The sequence below is a fragment of the [Scytonema hofmanni] UTEX 2349 genome (genome assembly GCF_000582685.1).
Lineage (GTDB): Bacteria > Cyanobacteriota > Cyanobacteriia > Cyanobacteriales > Nostocaceae > Hassallia > Hassallia hofmanni.
The window spans coordinates 1,521,356-1,538,053 of record NZ_KK073768.1 but is presented as its reverse complement, the minus strand read 5'-3'; the positions used below and the strand labels follow the sequence as shown (position 1 = coordinate 1,538,053).

The following is a 16,698-nucleotide window of genomic DNA, read 5'->3' as shown; positions in this document are numbered from 1 at the left end:
TCCAGGGAGATAAACACTCCCATTCATCACGATCCGATTTGAAATTTTTTCAGCCAATTAATCAAAACAAGCGTTCTTCCCTGATTTAATTGCCATAAAATACTTTGTAGATAAGAGAAGTCCGAATCAAATAATATTTGATCCGGAACCTTAGAGCAGCTTTTAACTGCAAAACACTATATCTAACTATTTCTTCACCCAGAAGAAATCTTGGTCAATTTGCTGGGTGCGAATTAGGTATTCTAGCTGCTTCAAGCGGGTGAAACCTCTAGATAAGAAAGTTTCTTCAGTCATATCTATTTGGCTGAATAAATCAAACAATTGTTGAGCACCACGTTGAGCATTCCAATCACACTTAAATCCTGGCAGGATGGTGTTAATTTTCTCAAAAGATACTCGATAGCTGCGGTTGTCTGCACCGCTATCACCAAAGGATAATTTACAACCTGTGAAAACATTAGCAATAATTTCTGCGACTTCTTTAACTCGATAGTTATTAGTAGTATCGCCAACGTTGAAAATTTGATTGTGTACAATATCCCGTGGTGCTTCGATCGCGCAGACAATTGCTTTACAAATATCCAACGCATGAACTAACGGACGCCAAGGTGTACCATCGCTGGTCATTTTAATTTCTTTGGTAGTCCATGCCAAGCCTGACAAGTTGTTTAAAACAATATCAAACCGCATTCTGGGGGAAGCACCAAAGGCAGTAGCATTTCGCATAAAAGTAGGAGAGAAGTCATCATCAGCGAGTGGTCTGACATCTCTTTCTACCAAGGTTTTGCATTCTGCGTAAGCTGTTTGGGGATTCACTGATGATTCTTCGGTGACATCACCTTCTGTAGCTACACCGTAAACACTGCAAGAAGACATGTATACAAAGCGACGCACACCCGCTTCTTTGGCTAGTTTGGCAAGGCGAACAGAACCTTTATGGTTGATATCGTAGGTAATAGTAGGTGATAGTTGTCCCGTGGGGTCGTTGGAGAGTTCTGCCATGTGAACGATCGCCTCGACACCTTGCAAATCTTCGGCGGTAATATTACGGATATCTTTGTTAAGAGTTTTTGCTGTTACTTGGGTACCGTTGTACAACCAACCCACTTTATAATATCCTGTGTCTACGCCGAGAACTTCGTGTCCGCGTTCGATTAACAAAGGAGGTAATAATGAACCTAAATAACCTTCAGTGCCGGTAACAAGAATTTTCATGGTTTTTAATTCCTATAGATTGATGAATTTGATTATTTTGACAATTTTGCCAGGGAAAAATAATTCCAGAAAATTACTATCATTATATTTTCACAGTTTTGCTGTATTTAATGATGTTAATTTCATGAATTTTCGAGCCAATCTTCTCCAGATTGTATCTCGCCATCCTGACCAAGCTGTTACGTCAAGGTAACGGAAGAATAAATCTTTTTTAGGGTGCGTACATTCGCAACGCAATCCGGCATACCACGGTTTAGGAAGAGTACTAAAGTGAATGATCTGAGGCTGATGAAGCAGGTCGTTATAGACAGGTTCTGGAAAAGGACTATCTTTCCAGGATGAATATTCATATATCCTGGGCATTTGATTCCATTTTGGATGAAGTTCTTGCCATTTACCTGCAAGAACTGCATTTAGCCCATCCTGATCGTTAGACAAATGTTCTCTCTTCATACATTCAATGATTTTTTTGCCTATATTCTCAGAGCGCCACTTTTCCAGATTCATGACTAAAAGACCAGAATTAAAGTATTTATAGTCAAGAGGAATCCCTAGTTTGTTATAGGTTTCCAAGGCATCAGAAATCGATATATACAACTGGTGATCGTCTTGTACTGCTAATACATAGTTATCCCCAACATCAATATTCCATAACTCTTCTAAATCTCCTGTTACTACCATGTCGCTATCTAAATAAATAGCTTTATCAAACTTTTGTGGTAATAATTCAGGAATAAAAAGTCGATAATATGCACTAACTGTTAGATGTCTGGACACTACTAAATCTTCAAAGAGTGTATTATCAGGCTGTACCCATGAAATATCGATTTGTTCTGAGTTTAGTGACTTGATAATCTTACGTTTGTTGACTTGACTAATTCCTCCATCAATAATAAATAAGGCTATTTTTCGATTACTTTTAATGTTGGTAAGTGCAGAACGAACTGTGACTGCAAGGGGCATGGCATAGTTATTATCGGCAGCACAGACTAGAACAATCGGCTGACTGTTGGAGCAAACGGACATAACGGAAATCCCTGATGACTAACTCGCTTATTCTACAACGCTAGAAATGGATGATTGTCCTATCTAGCGGCTGATTAAAGAATGCCTGCGCTCCCTGGCTAGTACAGGCAAATCTTGGGTAGATGCTAACTAAGTAATCAAAAATTAATTGACTGCTGCCATCATTAGATGCGACTGTTCAGGAATTTGGGCAACAATGGATTTGCCAATTTCCAGTGAAGAAGTGGCAGCAGGAGAAGGAGCGTTGCAAACATGGACGGAATTTTGATCTTGAACAATCAAAAAGTCGTCTACTAGTTTACCGTCGTTCATTAAAGCTTGAGCGCGAACTCCTGCATGGCAGGGAACTAAATCCTCTGATCTGACTTCAGGAATTAATTTTTGTAAACTTTTGGTGAAGGCTGCTTTACTAAAAGAGCGGATGATTTCTTGAATGCCTTCGTCAGCGTGTTTTGCTGCTAGTTTCCAGAAACCTGGGTAAGTCATGACTTCAGCAAAATCCCGCAAGTCAAAATCTGTCTTTTTGTATCCTTCGCGCTTGAGGCTGAGAACTGCATTGGGTCCAGCGTGGACGCTACCATCTATCATCTTGGTAAAGTGGACGCCCAAGAAGGGAAAATCAGGGTTGGGAACGGGGTAAATTAAAGTCTTGACAAGATAACGCTTTTCTGGTGTAAGTTCGTAATATTCGCCCCGGAATGGTACTATTTTGGCTTGGGGATCGACTTGAGCTAATTTGGCTATGCGATCGCTATGCAACCCAGCACAATTAATCACAAAGCCAGTTTCAAAAGTACCGTTATTAGTTTCCAGTACTTGATTTTTGCCACTGCGGGAGATTTTCTCAACTTTTGTATTTAGACGCAGTTCTCCACCTTGCTTTTCAATTATCTCTGCGTACTTTAAACAAACTTGCTTGTAATTGGCAATACCAGTTGAAGATACTTGTATTCCAGCTACGCAAGTGACATGAGGTTCAATTTCTTTGACTTCTTCGGCAGTGATTCGCTTAACTTGTAGATTATTTTCTAAGCCGCGCTTATAAAGATTTTCGAGACGAGGCAGTTCTTGTTCATCGGTAGCAACAATCACTTTACCGCAAACTTCATGAGCAATATCATGCTCTTGGCAGAATTCCACCATTGAGCGACTACCATCGCGGCAAAATTTAGCTTTGAAACTTCCTGGTTTGTAGTAGATACCAGAATGAATGACGCCGCTGTTGTTACCGGTTTGGTGAAATGCCCATTTGCTCTCTTTTTCTAAAACTAAAATTCGCGCATTGGGATAGCGTTTGCCCAAAGCCATTGCTGTAGAGAGTCCAACTATTCCCCCACCTATTATGGCAAAATCATACATTGGTATTTTTGCACCTTTAATTACAAAAGTTTAAATTTTATGAATCAGGAGATTTTTTTTCAATTTTTCGAGTGGGGAGTTAAAAGTTAAATTCTTAATTTATAACCCCGTAGAGACGTTCCACCGGCTTCAGAAGGCAGAAGGCAGGAGGCAGAAGGCAGAAGGCAACCCACCCTTACTCATAGTGGGATTGAAACAAGGACGTTTTATACCGTCCGTGCAAGCCATCTTGAGTATAATTATTTGTTTCAACTGGGCTTTAAACCCACAAAGTAAGTTTTAATTGATACTCCTAACATAAGTGCCTTCTGCCCTCGAACTTCTGCCTTTCTTGTAAAGACGTTCCACCGGCGTAAAGACGTTCCACCGGCGTAGAGACGTTCCACCGGCGTAAAGACGTTCCACCGGAACGTCTCTACATAACTGATAATCTTGCCTACCATACCTTCCAAGGAGCCTTATTATTCTTCCATAGGTCTTCGAGGTAGTTTTTATCGCGCAAAGTATCCATCGGTTGCCAAAAACCTTGATGTCTATAAGCAGACAGCTGATCCATTTCTGCAAGCTTTTCTAATGGTTGCTGTTCCCAAACGGTAGAATCATCACCAATCAAGTTGATTACTTCCGGTTCTAGGATAAAATAACCGCCATTAATCCAGGCGCCATCACCATCTTGTTTTTCGCGAAAGCTGTTGATTTTAGTTTGGTCTTGTCCTAAGGATATGGCACCAAAGCGTCCGGCTGGTTGAACTGCGGTGAGTGTACCTAAAGTTTTTTGTTCTTTGTGAAATTTTATTAACTCAGTGATATTCACGTTGCTAACACCGTCACCGTAGGTGAAGCAAAAAGTTTCATTATCAATATGGTCTGCAACTCGCTTCAAGCGTCCGCCTGTCATGGTATTATCACCTGTATCGACTAAGGTGATACGCCAAGGTTCAGCATTGCCACGATGCACGTTCATCTGGTTAAACCGCATATCAAAGGTCACGTCTGACATGTGTAAGAAGTAATTGGCAAAATACTCCTTGATTACGTACCCTTTATAACCGCAACAGATGATAAAGTCATCAATACCGTGTGCCGAATAAGTCTTCATGATGTGCCACAGGATGGGCTTACCACCAATCTCGACCATTGGCTTGGGTCTAACGCTAGTTTCTTCACTCAGACGTGTGCCAAGTCCTCCAGCCAAAATCACTGCTTTCATGCAATTACCTCAGAATTGTTAGGTAAATGAGTATTTAAACTTCTCTAAACTGAGAACGTAGCAACTTAACTGATAAAAAAAGTTAATTGTCAATTTTCTCAGTAATAAATCTAACCGTATTTTCCGTCTTAAGTATGAAGACAAGGTAAATAAACTTGTAATATCTGTAAAAAAATGAAAAAGGTTTGTAAATGGTTATTAATAAATGTAAAAAAATTATTTTAATTTCAATAAAAATAAAAATCAAGTATTATTAGAAAGAGCTAACTTTTAATGGTTGGCTCTTTCTAATTACAAAGTATTTACTTGTTAGTTAAGATATTTTTTAGTTTTTAGTTACCTTTTAACAAGCTAGTTGTGTTTTCCAAAAAAGTGTCACATTTGTTTTCCAAAACAACGCAGATGCTGCTTAATGCTTGTTGGTAATTATCCATATCCTCTTGCTCAAGGAAAATTTTCGCAGATGTCTGCAAATCGACGATCGCTCGTGTGTGATTTGTATTAGAATTGTTCCCGCCATACTGTGAAAGCTCGTAGCGGACTATACCTCGTTTGAGGTAAACTTTCGCACTCCGAGAATCGATGCGTAATGCTTGGTTAAAGTCGGCGATCGCTTGTTTATATTCTTGATCGAAATCGCTGCTGTATTGACCAATTTGATAACGAACAACACCCCGCTGAAAGTAAGCTTCTGACTTGGCTGCATTTAAAGCGATCGCCTGATTAAAGTCTTTAATTGCTTTGCGGTAATCTTGTTGAGAATCACCACTATATTTAGCAAGTTGAGAACGGACTATACCGCGTCTGATATAAGCTTCAGCTTCATCAGGATTAAGACGCAGGGCATTATTAAAGTCTGCTAGGGCAAAGTTGTAATCTCTATCGGGATCGCTGCTATATTCGGCTAGCATATAGCGGGCATTGCCCCGATTTACATAAGCCTTTATTTCATTAGGATTGATTTGTATCGCCTGACTATAATCTGTAACTGCGCCATCATAATCTTTCAGATTATAACGGGTATTGCCACGGTTAATATGTGCTTTGGCGTGTGTGGGATTTTTTTGGATTGCGTGGCTAAAATTACTCAGTGCTTGTTCATAGTCTCGCACTTTATAAAAGGCATGACCCTGTTTATAATAATCTTCAAAAGTGAGATTATCTTTGCTTTGCTCTTTGCGAGACATCAAGGTTTGTTGAGAATATTGATTTTGGGAAACGAAGGGACGAGTAAATTTAATCATTACGTCCAAATACCCCAAAAGTCCAAAACCCAACAAGCACAAAACGATTGGGTAAAATTTTGATTTCTTGGCAGGTTGATGATAAGAATATTTTTGCTGTTGTATTAATTGCCGATAATTAACCTGGTTTGTGGGAATTGGATAAAGGTTGGTGCGTGTTGCAGTAGTGCTGCGTCGAGTTTGTCTGTACGGTTGTAGATGTTGTTTTGATTCTATTGCCTGCTGTGATGGAAAGGGGTCACGTCCGCCTAAGCGCAAGGTACGTTCACACCAAGGACACTTGTGCAGATGGCTGCTATGGCGGTGCTGGGGGTTGACTGTGCAGGTAATCAGGTCATTTTCGATTTCAGCTAGTTCTAACAGCCAAGTTTGAGCGCTGGGACGCATCTCTGGGTTGTTATGACCATGCTCAAAACAGCGAACAAACATTTCTTGTAAGCTGGGTGGAAGAGTTTCCCAAGCTGGTGCTATCGGGGTAGGAGTGTAAGGGACGCGGCGCTGTTGACTATATGTAAAATGACCCTGAGCAATGCGTGCTTCGTAGGTGGGTGGCTCCCCTGCACCTTGATAGATACCAGAAAATGGATGTGTACCTTCCATTAAGAGTTGGAATATGAGTACTCCCAACCCAAATAAGTCATGAGCGATCGCGCGATCGTATTGAGCAAAAATTTTATTTTGCAGTTCTGGTGGGGTAAACTCTGGTTTCCCAACTTGACAGCGGAAAATTATATTTTGATTTGCATCCCGCACTTGGAACGAATCTGTATCTACCAGCGTCACTAGTGCTGTGTCGCTGACCATGATATTCGATTCATTCACATCGCCGACGCAGTAACCGCTGTTGTGCAAAGCCGCAAAAGCTGCTGCCAAATTGCGTGCCGTGCGGAGCAAGTATTGATAATTAAATAATGGACAGTGTTCGCGCCTAGTTCTGGGGTTGTAGAAGTCGATGACTGGACGCATCCCTCGAATGCGCGGCATTAAAAAGCCAACAATGCGATCGCTTCCGTCTGTTGCTTTGAGCGGTTCATAGGGCCAAGCAATAGAAATATGATCTAAACTAGCTGTGGGGTTTTCTGGTGGGTTGGCAAGCATTGCCAAAAGTTTACGACCGTGTTGCTCAGTTGGCTTGTGATAAACTTTCGCCACTAAACTGACATCGCTTGGAACAGCATAAATACAAGCTTCTCCGCCTCGCCCTAGACTAATGGTGAGGTTAAGGATTTCTTGCTTGGTAAGACAACGTAAAACTTGCATGATAGAGTTATAATTTACGTGGTTTCTTTAAGTTAAAGTCGCACCAATCAGGCTAATAATTACTTAAGGCAGCAATTATTAGCGTCAAGTCATCATCAGTACGTTCGGTGATTCGCTCCGAACGCAAAAACCTCACCAACTGCTCTTTTGCCAGTGTTTTATCTTCTGCATTTGCTGCAAAGTCAAATAGAGGAAAAAAGAACGGTTTATGAGGCGCACCCACTGCCATGTTTAATGCCAGCATTTGTAACCCGTCGGTAAGAACACCAACGTTGATTATGGCTTCCCGCCATAATCTCATTTGCGCTGTATCTAGGGCATTAGGCGAAGTTAAAAAAGTGGTGGAATTGATGTATTCGCCGTTGTCAGGCATCGTTAGAGCCAGTAAGTTGCCCATGCGATCCTTTGCCACTGCCATCCCATCACCAATCTGGACGACTGCGGCAAGTTCTGGTGTAGCAATGGTGATAATTAAGGTTGTTGCTAAATCTTGTGGCTGTTTATCACAAGCTGCCGCTTCATCTTCAACGGCAATTTTGGCAGCGACGATGGCATCATTCAAAAGCGATCGCACTTCCTCATCATCATCCAAGGTTCGCCTGGTAAATTGTTTAACAGATATATTTTCGATAGCAGCTTCTACAGCCACCATCGCGCCAATTTTACCACTTACTGCACTTCCTGCACCATCTGCTACCGCTGCTACCAAAACGTTATCTGGCAATATTTGCCAGTGATGTGCGTCTTGACAGGGCTGTTTGTTTTTTAAATGGCTTGTACCACCTACAGATGCAGCTACTACCCGCCATTGAGATATCTTACTTGATGTGTTCATTCTGCCAACAGCTGTGTAAATATAATCGCGGCGATGGGTCAGCCGCACCCATTGCGATCGCCTTTTTAAACAGATCCCCAACCGATTGGTGGTAGTGCAACCTGTTCATCTACCTGTGAATGCGAAACTGCTGACATACTCGCTGATAACCAAACAAACATCTCTATAAAGTTCAGTCCTTCAAGTTTCAGAGGAGTACGTACAGCAATTTTACTTAAGCGTGTCATATTCGCATTTTCCACCCCTACGGTAAAAAAAGCAACACGTTTATTTATTTCATCTGTTTGTAAACGCTGGGACGCTTGCTCTATCGAATGCTCTAATTCGCCTTGCGGTTCTCCATCGGTAATCATAAATACCCAAGGACGATAGTAAGCAACGCCATTAGTGCGATATTGAACTTTGCGCTCTTGAATCAAATCCAAGGCTTTATTAATTCCTGAACCCATAGTTGTCAATCCTTGTGCTGTCAAAATCGGCGGATTGAATTGATCGGCAGTCACAAAGTCTTGCACTACATTTACGCTACTATCAAAAGTAACTATTGCTACTTCTACTCTTCGTGCCGCGAGGGAATTTTTGACTAATTCGTCCTTCAAACTGAGCAATCCCTGGTTTAAAGCCTCAATTGGCTCTCCTTGCATCGAACCTGAGGTATCCAGTAATAACACGCAAGGACAACGTGGTTCAGGGTTCTCAGCAAATTCGACTACTTCATCCAGTTTTAGTGTATCCGGCATAACTTTTTGTGTTATGTTAAAGTCCAAAGCTTTTTTTCCCTTTTCTCAAAGTATATAATTGAAAGCGCCCAACAAGCGACATTCTTGTAGTTTGTTGGAACAGTGCTCTCTTATTTATTAAACAGATTACTACTAGCAAAATCCCTAAGCATTTAAGAAAATCTTAAATGGCAACGTAGTTGAGTAAAAGGGAATTTACTAGAGACTGTGATTAGCTGTAGCACTGAAGAAAGGAAAAGTTCTAAATAACCCTTATAGAATATCAAGGATCGGATGCCCTGCGTATGCTGAATTTTAAAGATTCGATGTAGAGAAGTCAGATTTTAGATAAAAGCAATTCAGCATATTTAATATAATCAGCTTTCTCACTATACTTGTGTAACTATGCACACTTAAAATTCAAATGAAGCGGAAAATATTTTATTTCAAAATATAGTGCAAAATGTAACAAATTAAAGATATGGTAATTTTTGCATATTAAGATTTGCATTTATGTAACATATCTACATAGCCAAAGTTAAAATTTTGTTTGTAGAGAAATATTTAATTCTTCAGGGTGCCTCATTTACCGATACTTAAAACTTACAAGTATTCGGTCTAATTTACCGCAAATTATCCAAAAACATGAATAATTCTGGCACATTTACCAAATTGAGTCCCCTGAGTTTGTTAAGACAGTTATCTAATTGTTGTGAAAGTAGTTGTTTAGAAGCATTTAGCAACTCAGTTTCTTGGTCGATCTATTTAGAACATGGTAAAATTACTTATGCTACCGATTCTGTTGAACCTTTTGATCGACTAGAACGGCATTTACGTCGCCTCAGCCGCCAAATTCCCCTGCTAAAGAGCGAAACCCGTGTTCAGTTACGCCTAATGTTTGAAATTGACTCACACGGTAAGCGCAAAATACAGCATGAAAATTTCACAAACCAGCCACCTGATTATCAAGCCATTTGCTGGCTTGTCAGTCAAAAATATCTGAATTCTGCACAAGCTGAAGCGCTAATCCAAGAACTGGTTCAAGAAGTGATTGAATCATTTCTATTAATCAAGCAAGGTTCATATAAATTAACAGATACATATTTGCCAAAAATTTGCAACCTGGATGTAGAGAAAGCAATCGAATATTGTCAAGAAAGACTGCAAAATTGGCATTCTTTAGCACCGCAAATTTCTTCTCCATTTCAGCGCCCTTATTTGTGCATTTCTACGAGAATTAATCCAGAAAAACTTCCAGAAATTCACCCCAATTTAACTCACTGGATGAAAGGGTTTAGCTTGCGTCATCTGGCTGTAATTCTGAATCAAGATGAATTAAAGCTGGCGCAAATGTTACATCCTTATATCTTAGATGGAGCGCTGTTATTACATGAACCAGATCCACCATTTGATAAATTCCCAAAGACTTGTGAAGAGTTATTAATTCATCGTGATATTGTCGAATTAGTTGATATTGTAGCGCCCAGTAGCCTTGCTGCCAAAGAGAAGCAAAGTATTGCCAAGAATAGAGATACTCTTGAGCGATTACCATATATATCTTCTTCTGTCAGAGATAATTATCAGCAATTAGCAACAAAAAATAAGACAAACACTGCTACTTTAACAGAGCGAAAAGTTCACAAAATAGTTTCTGTTGATGATAGTCCGACAATGCTGAAAGAAATTAGTCGCTTACTAGAAGATGAAAGTTTTTCTGTAGTGACAATTATCGATCCACTAAAAGCGGTAATGTCGATTGTTCGCCACAAACCAGACTTGATATTACTGGATTTGAATATGGCGGGAATTGATGGTTATGAGTTGTGTAGGCTAATACGCAATAATTCAATGTTTCAAGAAACTCCAATAATTTTTGTTACCGGTAGTAAGGGAATTATAGATAAGATAAAAGCAAAAGTTGTGGGAGGATCGGGGTATTTAACTAAGCCGTTTAGTCGCTCAGAATTGCTGAAAATGGTGTTTATGCATTTGACTTGAACAAGGGACTGGGGACTGGGGACTGGGGACTGGGGACTAGGGACTGGGGAAACAATCGCATGTGGGATTGTTGAAAAGAATTTTCCCTAAGATTAAAGTGCGATCGCTTTGCCTCCAACCAAGGGCAGAATTTTTCCCTTGCCCCATGACCCATTCCCAAGTTTGTCCTCTCATTGGATACTCATGCTTTCAGGGGATGCGATCGCAATTTTGCAAGTGTAACTATAGAAAGTGTCCAACGTAAGAAAACCTTACCGTTGTCTAAATCTAGGATCAAGTTGTTCAAGATAACAACCTTGACTTGTTGAGAAGGTACAACTATGAATCGAATCTTAAAACGCACATTTTTACCCAGCCTTTTGGCTGCCACTTTAGCTGGTGTCACTTTAGTTCCAGCTAAACCCGCTGCTGCCGACGATCGCATTCTTGAAGATGTCGGTATTGGTGCTGCCGCTGGCGTGGTATCAGGCGCTATTAGAGGACGTGGTTCAGTGTTAAACAATGCTGTGAAAGGTGGTGCTGCCGGCGCTGCTGTTAATGGTGTTAACGGTACCAGAAGAAATCCCAGAAACCGTAACTTAGGTCAAGATATCGGCGTAGGAGCAGCCGCAGGTGGTGTCACTGGTGCAGTTACTCGCGGTCGTAAAGATACTTTAGGTGATGTAGTCGATGGTGCAGCCGCAGGTGCAGCTATCCATATCTTGAGGAATAGAAAATAATTCATTGTTCGTGCCGAAGCGAACCTTATTGACACAGGACTTACGCACAGACTACGTATTTCCGTCCCAATCGACGCAAGGAAGCAATCTCAAAGTCTTGTTTTCTCGTAACAAGTGCGTAAGTCCTATGACACTTAAAGCACATACAAACTAAGCCTGCCGATTAGCAGGCTTAGATGTGAAAAGTCCGCCCCTTGTGCGGACTTTGTGTTTATAATTGCAGAAATTTGGGTAGAGTGCGATCGCCTGTCCTGCCAACTAAGCATATCCATCGCACAGGCGAAAAAAGATACAACTAAACTTATTAGCAACCTTTAGCCCTTCAGTGCCTTTTTAAAGTTGCGACGATAGGATGGATTTGTCAGAAACAAAGCGGGCCATAATAAAGATAAACCAAGGCGATTGGGCAAACTTTGCGAAAAATTCGTCCGCTCAAATCCATTCCAAAACTTCCACACACCATATAAATAAGCCGCCATCAAGCCAAAAATAATTAATTTAGACATTCGTATTACTCCATAAGTAACTGACACAATTCCAGAAAAGTACTCTCACACCCCCACCGAAAAGCAAAAACTAAACTTTTCAGGATTCGGCTTGGGAGTCACCTGACGATACTTTGTCTTATTCCAGTTTAAGATAGCCTTTCAGATTCGGGGAGAGGGGGATGGGGAGATGGGGGGACAAGGAGACAAGGAGACAGGGGGACAAGGAGACAAAGAGGAATTATTTATGCCCAATGCCCAATGCCCAATGCCCAATTCTGAGCATATCTACTTATTTATTGACAGATGCATCTTGTGGAAGTTTCTAAAATATCAAGATCCGTAGGAGACTAAGGAATAGCAGAACAAATCTCACGGGTCTTGAAGCAGCGATTGCGCTCACACAGCTAAGGAGGATTTATGCGTGCAGTACTGATGGCAGGTGGTTCGGGAACGCGGTTACGTCCGCTAACTTGTGACTTGCCCAAACCGATGGTGCCCATCCTAAATCGACCAATTGCCGAACACATTATCAATCTTCTCAAACGACATCACATTACAGAAGTTGTTGCCACACTGCATTATTTACCTGATGTCTTGCGAGATTACTTTCAAGATGGTAGCGATTTTGGTGTACAAATGACCTACGCGGTGGAAGAAGACCAACCACTGGGAACAGCAGGTTGCGTTAAGAACATTGCTGAACTTCTAGACGAAACCTTTTTAGTAATTAGCGGAGACAGTATAACAGATTTTGACTTAACAGCCGCAATTGAATTTCACAAACAAAACAAGTCTAAAGCCACTTTGATTTTGACTCGTGTCCCCAACCCAATAGAGTTCGGGGTGGTGATTACCGATGAACAACATCGAATTCGTCGATTTTTAGAAAAGCCTTCTACCAGTGAAATTTTTTCCGATACGGTCAACACTGGTATATATATTCTCGAACCTGAAGTTTTGGAATATCTGCCATCTCACATAGAATGTGACTTTTCTAAAGATTTATTCCCCTTACTTTTAGAGAAAGACGAGCCGATGTATGGTTATGTCGCTGAGGGTTACTGGTGCGATGTCGGTCACTTAGATGCTTATCGCGAAGCGCAATATGACGGCTTGGAACATAAAGTAAAACTTGACTTTGCCTACAAAGAGATGTCAACTGACTTGTGGGTGGGTCAAAACACTTATATCGACCCGACGGCTAAAATTGAAGCACCGGCGGTTATTGGCGATAATTGCCGCATTGGGGCACGAGTCCAAATTGAAGCCGGAACCGTAATCGGGGATAATGTCACCATTGGGGCTGATGCTAATCTCAAACGTCCAATTGTTTGGAATGGGGCAATTATTGGCGAAGAAGCACATCTATCAGCTTGTGTAATTTCCCGTGGTACTCGTGTTGATCGTCGCGCTCATGTTTTAGAAGCTGCTGTAGTCGGTTCGCTTTCTACTGTGGGAGAAGAGGCTCAAATTAGTCCAGGTGTCCGCGTTTGGCCCAGTAAAAAAATTGAGTCCGGTGCCATTTTAAATATTAACTTGATTTGGGGTAACACTGCTCAACGAAATTTATTTGGGCAACGTGGTGTCCAAGGATTAGCCAATATCGATATTACCCCAGAATTTGCGGTCAAGTTGGGAGCGGCTTATGGTTCTACTTTGAAACCGGGTTCTAAAGTCACGGTTTCCCGCGATCAGCGGAATATTTCGCGGATGGTGACGCGATCGCTCATTGCTGGTTTAATGTCTGTAGGCATCGATATTCAAAACCTTGATGCTACCGCTATCCCAATAGCTCGCACAGTTATCCCCACAATGTCGGTAGCTGGTGGTATTCATGTGCGCGTACATCCCGATCGCCCCGATTATATCCTGATTGAATTTATGGATGCCAAGGGCATCAATATTTCCAAGGCAAAGGAAAAGAAAATTGAAGGAGCTTACTTTAAAGAGGATATGCGGCGATCGCAAATTCACGAAATTGGCGATGTCTCATACCCCAGTCAAGTCATTGACCGCTACTGCACAGCTTTTGAAAAGTTATTGAATATTGATACTATTCGTAACAGTCGGGCAAAAGTAGTAATTGACTACGTTTATGCTGTCTCTGGTGCAGTATTGCCGCAAATGTTAGATAACTTTGGTGCTGATGCGGTGGTACTAAACGCCAGTTTGAATAAAAACGCTATGTCCACATCCGATAGAGAAGGGTTGATAACTCAACTGGGACATGTGGTGGAAGCTTTAAAAGCTAACTTTGGCGTTCAAGTGTCGGCAAATGGCGAACAAATGATTTTGGTGGATGAATCGGGAATTGCGATTCGCGGCGAAATGTTGACAGCGCTGATGGTGGACTTAATCTTAACTTCTAATCCTAGAGGGACGGTAGTAGTACCCGTTCATGCTTCCAGTGCTGTGGAACAAATTGCGCGTCGCCATGATGGGAAGGTTATTCGCACAAAGGCAAATCCTACCGCATTAATGGAAGCTTGTCAAACAAATCCCAGTGTAGTTTTGGGTGGTAGCGGCGACACTGGCTTTATTATCCCACAATTGCATCCGGGATTTGATGGGATGTTCTGTATTGCCAAGCTAATTGAAATGCTAACAATCCAAGAGCGATCGCTTGCCTCTGCCAGAGCAGAATTACCGCGTGTAATTCACAAAACTTATACAGTTCGCTGTCCTTGGACTGTCAAAGGTGCGTTAATGCGGTATTTGGTAGAAACCCATCCAGCACAAAACCTGGAATTAATCGATGGGGTAAAAATTTGTCAACCCTACGATGACAGTTGGGTGTTAGTTTTACCAGATGCCAGCGAACCACTGGTACATTTATACATCAACAGCAACGATCGCGATTGGGTAGATGATTCTTTAAGACAATACCGCACCCGCGTTCAAACTTTTGTGGAAAAACAAGAGGAGCAAATTCCTGTAGAGGTGTAATTGGTTGGTGGGCAATGGGCATTGGGCAATGGGCATTGGGCAATGGGCAATGGGCAATGGGCAATGGGCAATGGGCATTGGTAATAATTCTTTTACCTTTCCCCTTTCCCCTTTTCCCTTTCCCCCTCTTCAAAGTGATATGAGAAGTTTAACAGGAGCGATCGCCCAACCGCTCCAATACTCCAACACTTTGATGAAGCTAAAATTTACTTTTCAAATGGCAAAGATGGGGACGAACTCTTAGGATATATCGCGCTTTCGGTTTCCGGGTCAAAAAAGTGGATTTTATCTGGTGTCAGGGATAACCATAGTTGTTCGCCAATACGTACAGTGCGATCGCTTGGGACTCGCACTTGCAGGTAATTGCTTGAATAAGTAGTTTGATTCGGTTCGACAAGTTTGACAACAAGATAAGTGTCGTTACCCAAGTTTTCCACCAAGTCCACTTCAACTTGCAGATTTTTGGTTGCAGGTAAACTTATACTTAAGTGTTCTGGACGAATACCCAAAATTAAAGTTTGCCCGTCGTATTTTTGTAACGCAGTTGCCCAAGCTTCTGGTAAGGTGAGACGAAACTGAGAATGGGTAATTACCTGTGGAACTTGAAATTTTACAGGTATAAAATTCATCGGCGGCGAACCGATGAATTCTGCAACAAAACGATTCGTCGGACGGTTGTATAATTCCAATGGAGCAGCAACTTGCTGAATTTGCCCTTGATTCATAATGGCAATGCGATCGCCCATTGTCATCGCTTCAGTTTGGTCGTGGGTAACATAAATTGTCGTTGTACCCAGCTGACGTTGTAACTTGACAATTTGAGCGCGAGTTTCTGCCCGTAGTTTCGCATCTAAATTAGAAAGGGGTTCATCCATTAAGAATACTTGCGGATTCCGGGCGATCGCTCGTCCTAATGCTACCCGTTGTCTTTGTCCGCCAGATAACTGTTTGGGTAAGCGATTTAACAATCCTTCCATTTGTAATAAATTGGCGACATAACGCACCTGTTCATTCACTGCCCTTTCTTTCTCAGAAATATACCGCAGTCCCTTCGGTAACTTTCGCGTCACACTCACTAGTAGATTTTCCGCCCAGTTCCGCAGATGGGGAGATAAGGGAGACAAGGAAGAGGGGGAAGACAAGGGAGAAATTCTTTCTTGTCCCCCTTGTCCCCCTTGTCCCCTTGTCCCCTTGTCCCCTTGTCCCGCTCCTCCCCTGCGTCGCAACCCAAAAGCGATATTGTCATACACCGTCATGTGTGGATAAAGGGCATAATTTTGAAACACCATTGCGATGTCTCGTTCTTTGGGGGGGAGATCGTTAACTAGGCGATCGCCTACCAAAATATTACCGCCAGTCATCGCTTCCAACCCCGCAATTAACCTCAGCAGGGTGCTTTTCCCACAGCCGGAAGGTCCCACCAGCACCATAAACTCGCCATCTGCTACAGTCAGATTAATCCGTCGCAAAACGTTAATATTTTCTGTATGTTCTAGCGCTGCGTCACTCTTGTTTGCATTTTTAGTTTGTAAAGCAACACTTTCCCCTTTACGTGGGGGAAAACTTTTATAAACATTTTCTAAAAGAACTTGCGCCACGAGTGTTATTTATTGAAATTGTTATTTGTCAAGAGTCAATCTTTCGATTATTAGACCTCTTGCAAAATTATTTTATGGTAA

General features: G+C 41.7%; 15 protein-coding genes. 5 read left to right on the top strand and 10 right to left on the bottom strand.

Annotation, left to right across the window (positions count from 1 at the left end; genetic code table 11):
• Window positions 1-186 precede the first annotated feature (186 nt).
• The 8 genes from TOL9009_RS0112035 to TOL9009_RS0112005 all read right to left on the bottom strand — a co-directional run bounded on the left by TOL9009_RS0112035 (window position 187) and on the right by TOL9009_RS0112005 (window position 8,889).
• Entirely contained in the window at window positions 187-1,215 is a 1,029-nt protein-coding gene (locus TOL9009_RS0112035; protein WP_029633028.1) for an NAD-dependent epimerase/dehydratase family protein, read from the bottom strand.
• Between the two features lie 90 nt (window positions 1,216-1,305).
• The gene (locus TOL9009_RS0112030; protein ID WP_029633027.1) at window positions 1,306-2,241 is read right to left on the bottom strand and encodes a glycosyltransferase family 8 protein; all 936 of its coding nucleotides are present in this window, start codon (window positions 2,239-2,241) and stop codon (window positions 1,306-1,308) included.
• Between the two features lie 144 nt (window positions 2,242-2,385).
• Complete coding sequence (lhgO, locus tag TOL9009_RS0112025; RefSeq protein ID WP_029633026.1) at window positions 2,386-3,600, bottom strand: L-2-hydroxyglutarate oxidase; 1,215 nt, start codon at window positions 3,598-3,600, stop codon at window positions 2,386-2,388.
• A gap of 248 nt (window positions 3,601-3,848) precedes the next feature.
• On the bottom strand, window positions 3,849-4,043 hold the full coding sequence (locus TOL9009_RS38930) for a hypothetical protein (RefSeq protein ID WP_038296306.1): 195 nt from the start codon (window positions 4,041-4,043) through the stop codon (window positions 3,849-3,851).
• Window positions 4,037-4,810, bottom strand: coding sequence for a glucose-1-phosphate cytidylyltransferase (gene rfbF, locus TOL9009_RS0112020; protein ID WP_029633025.1), 774 nt, complete (start codon window positions 4,808-4,810; stop codon window positions 4,037-4,039). Before rfbF ends, TOL9009_RS38930 begins: the two co-directional genes overlap by 7 nt.
• A 332-nt stretch (window positions 4,811-5,142) precedes the next feature.
• The gene (locus TOL9009_RS0112015; RefSeq protein ID WP_029633024.1) at window positions 5,143-7,314 is read right to left on the bottom strand and encodes a tetratricopeptide repeat protein; all 2,172 of its coding nucleotides are present in this window, start codon (window positions 7,312-7,314) and stop codon (window positions 5,143-5,145) included.
• A gap of 52 nt (window positions 7,315-7,366) precedes the next feature.
• The gene (locus TOL9009_RS0112010) at window positions 7,367-8,149 is read right to left on the bottom strand and encodes a PP2C family serine/threonine-protein phosphatase (protein ID WP_029633023.1); all 783 of its coding nucleotides are present in this window, start codon (window positions 8,147-8,149) and stop codon (window positions 7,367-7,369) included.
• A gap of 65 nt (window positions 8,150-8,214) precedes the next feature.
• A complete protein-coding gene (locus tag TOL9009_RS0112005; protein WP_038296305.1) occupies window positions 8,215-8,889 on the bottom strand; it encodes a vWA domain-containing protein in 675 nt (224 codons plus the stop codon).
• Window positions 8,890-9,513: 624 nt separating this feature from the next.
• On the opposite strand from TOL9009_RS0112005, the gene TOL9009_RS0112000 reads away from it, so the two are divergent.
• Entirely contained in the window at window positions 9,514-10,866 is a 1,353-nt protein-coding gene (locus TOL9009_RS0112000) for a response regulator (protein WP_029633021.1), read from the top strand.
• A 320-nt stretch (window positions 10,867-11,186) separates the two neighbouring features.
• The gene (locus TOL9009_RS0111995; protein WP_029633020.1) at window positions 11,187-11,585 is read left to right on the top strand and encodes a hypothetical protein; all 399 of its coding nucleotides are present in this window, start codon (window positions 11,187-11,189) and stop codon (window positions 11,583-11,585) included.
• A 314-nt stretch (window positions 11,586-11,899) separates the two neighbouring features.
• On the opposite strand, the gene TOL9009_RS0111990 is transcribed toward TOL9009_RS0111995, so the two are convergent.
• Window positions 11,900-12,091, bottom strand: a complete 192-nt coding sequence (locus tag TOL9009_RS0111990; RefSeq protein ID WP_029633019.1) for a hypothetical protein — start codon at window positions 12,089-12,091, stop codon at window positions 11,900-11,902.
• A gap of 169 nt (window positions 12,092-12,260) precedes the next feature.
• Here TOL9009_RS0111990 and TOL9009_RS47200 point away from each other — a divergent pair, with 169 nt between their 5' ends.
• The 3 genes from TOL9009_RS47200 (at window position 12,261) to TOL9009_RS44475 (ending at window position 15,263) form a co-directional block, all read left to right on the top strand.
• The gene (locus tag TOL9009_RS47200) at window positions 12,261-12,416 is read left to right on the top strand and encodes a hypothetical protein (RefSeq protein WP_186227539.1); all 156 of its coding nucleotides are present in this window, start codon (window positions 12,261-12,263) and stop codon (window positions 12,414-12,416) included.
• 74 nt (window positions 12,417-12,490) lie between these two features.
• On the top strand, window positions 12,491-15,019 hold the full coding sequence (locus TOL9009_RS0111980) for a mannose-1-phosphate guanyltransferase (protein ID WP_029633018.1): 2,529 nt from the start codon (window positions 12,491-12,493) through the stop codon (window positions 15,017-15,019).
• Between the two features lie 28 nt (window positions 15,020-15,047).
• Window positions 15,048-15,263 carry a hypothetical protein gene (locus tag TOL9009_RS44475; RefSeq protein ID WP_186227711.1) on the top strand — a complete coding sequence of 72 codons (216 nt, stop codon included), beginning with the start codon at window positions 15,048-15,050 and terminating at the stop codon, window positions 15,261-15,263.
• Here TOL9009_RS44475 and TOL9009_RS0111970 read toward each other — a convergent pair.
• Entirely contained in the window at window positions 15,226-16,617 is a 1,392-nt protein-coding gene (locus TOL9009_RS0111970; RefSeq protein ID WP_029633017.1) for an ABC transporter ATP-binding protein, read from the bottom strand. The genes TOL9009_RS44475 and TOL9009_RS0111970 overlap by 38 nt on opposite strands.
• Window positions 16,618-16,698: the final 81 nt, after the last annotated feature.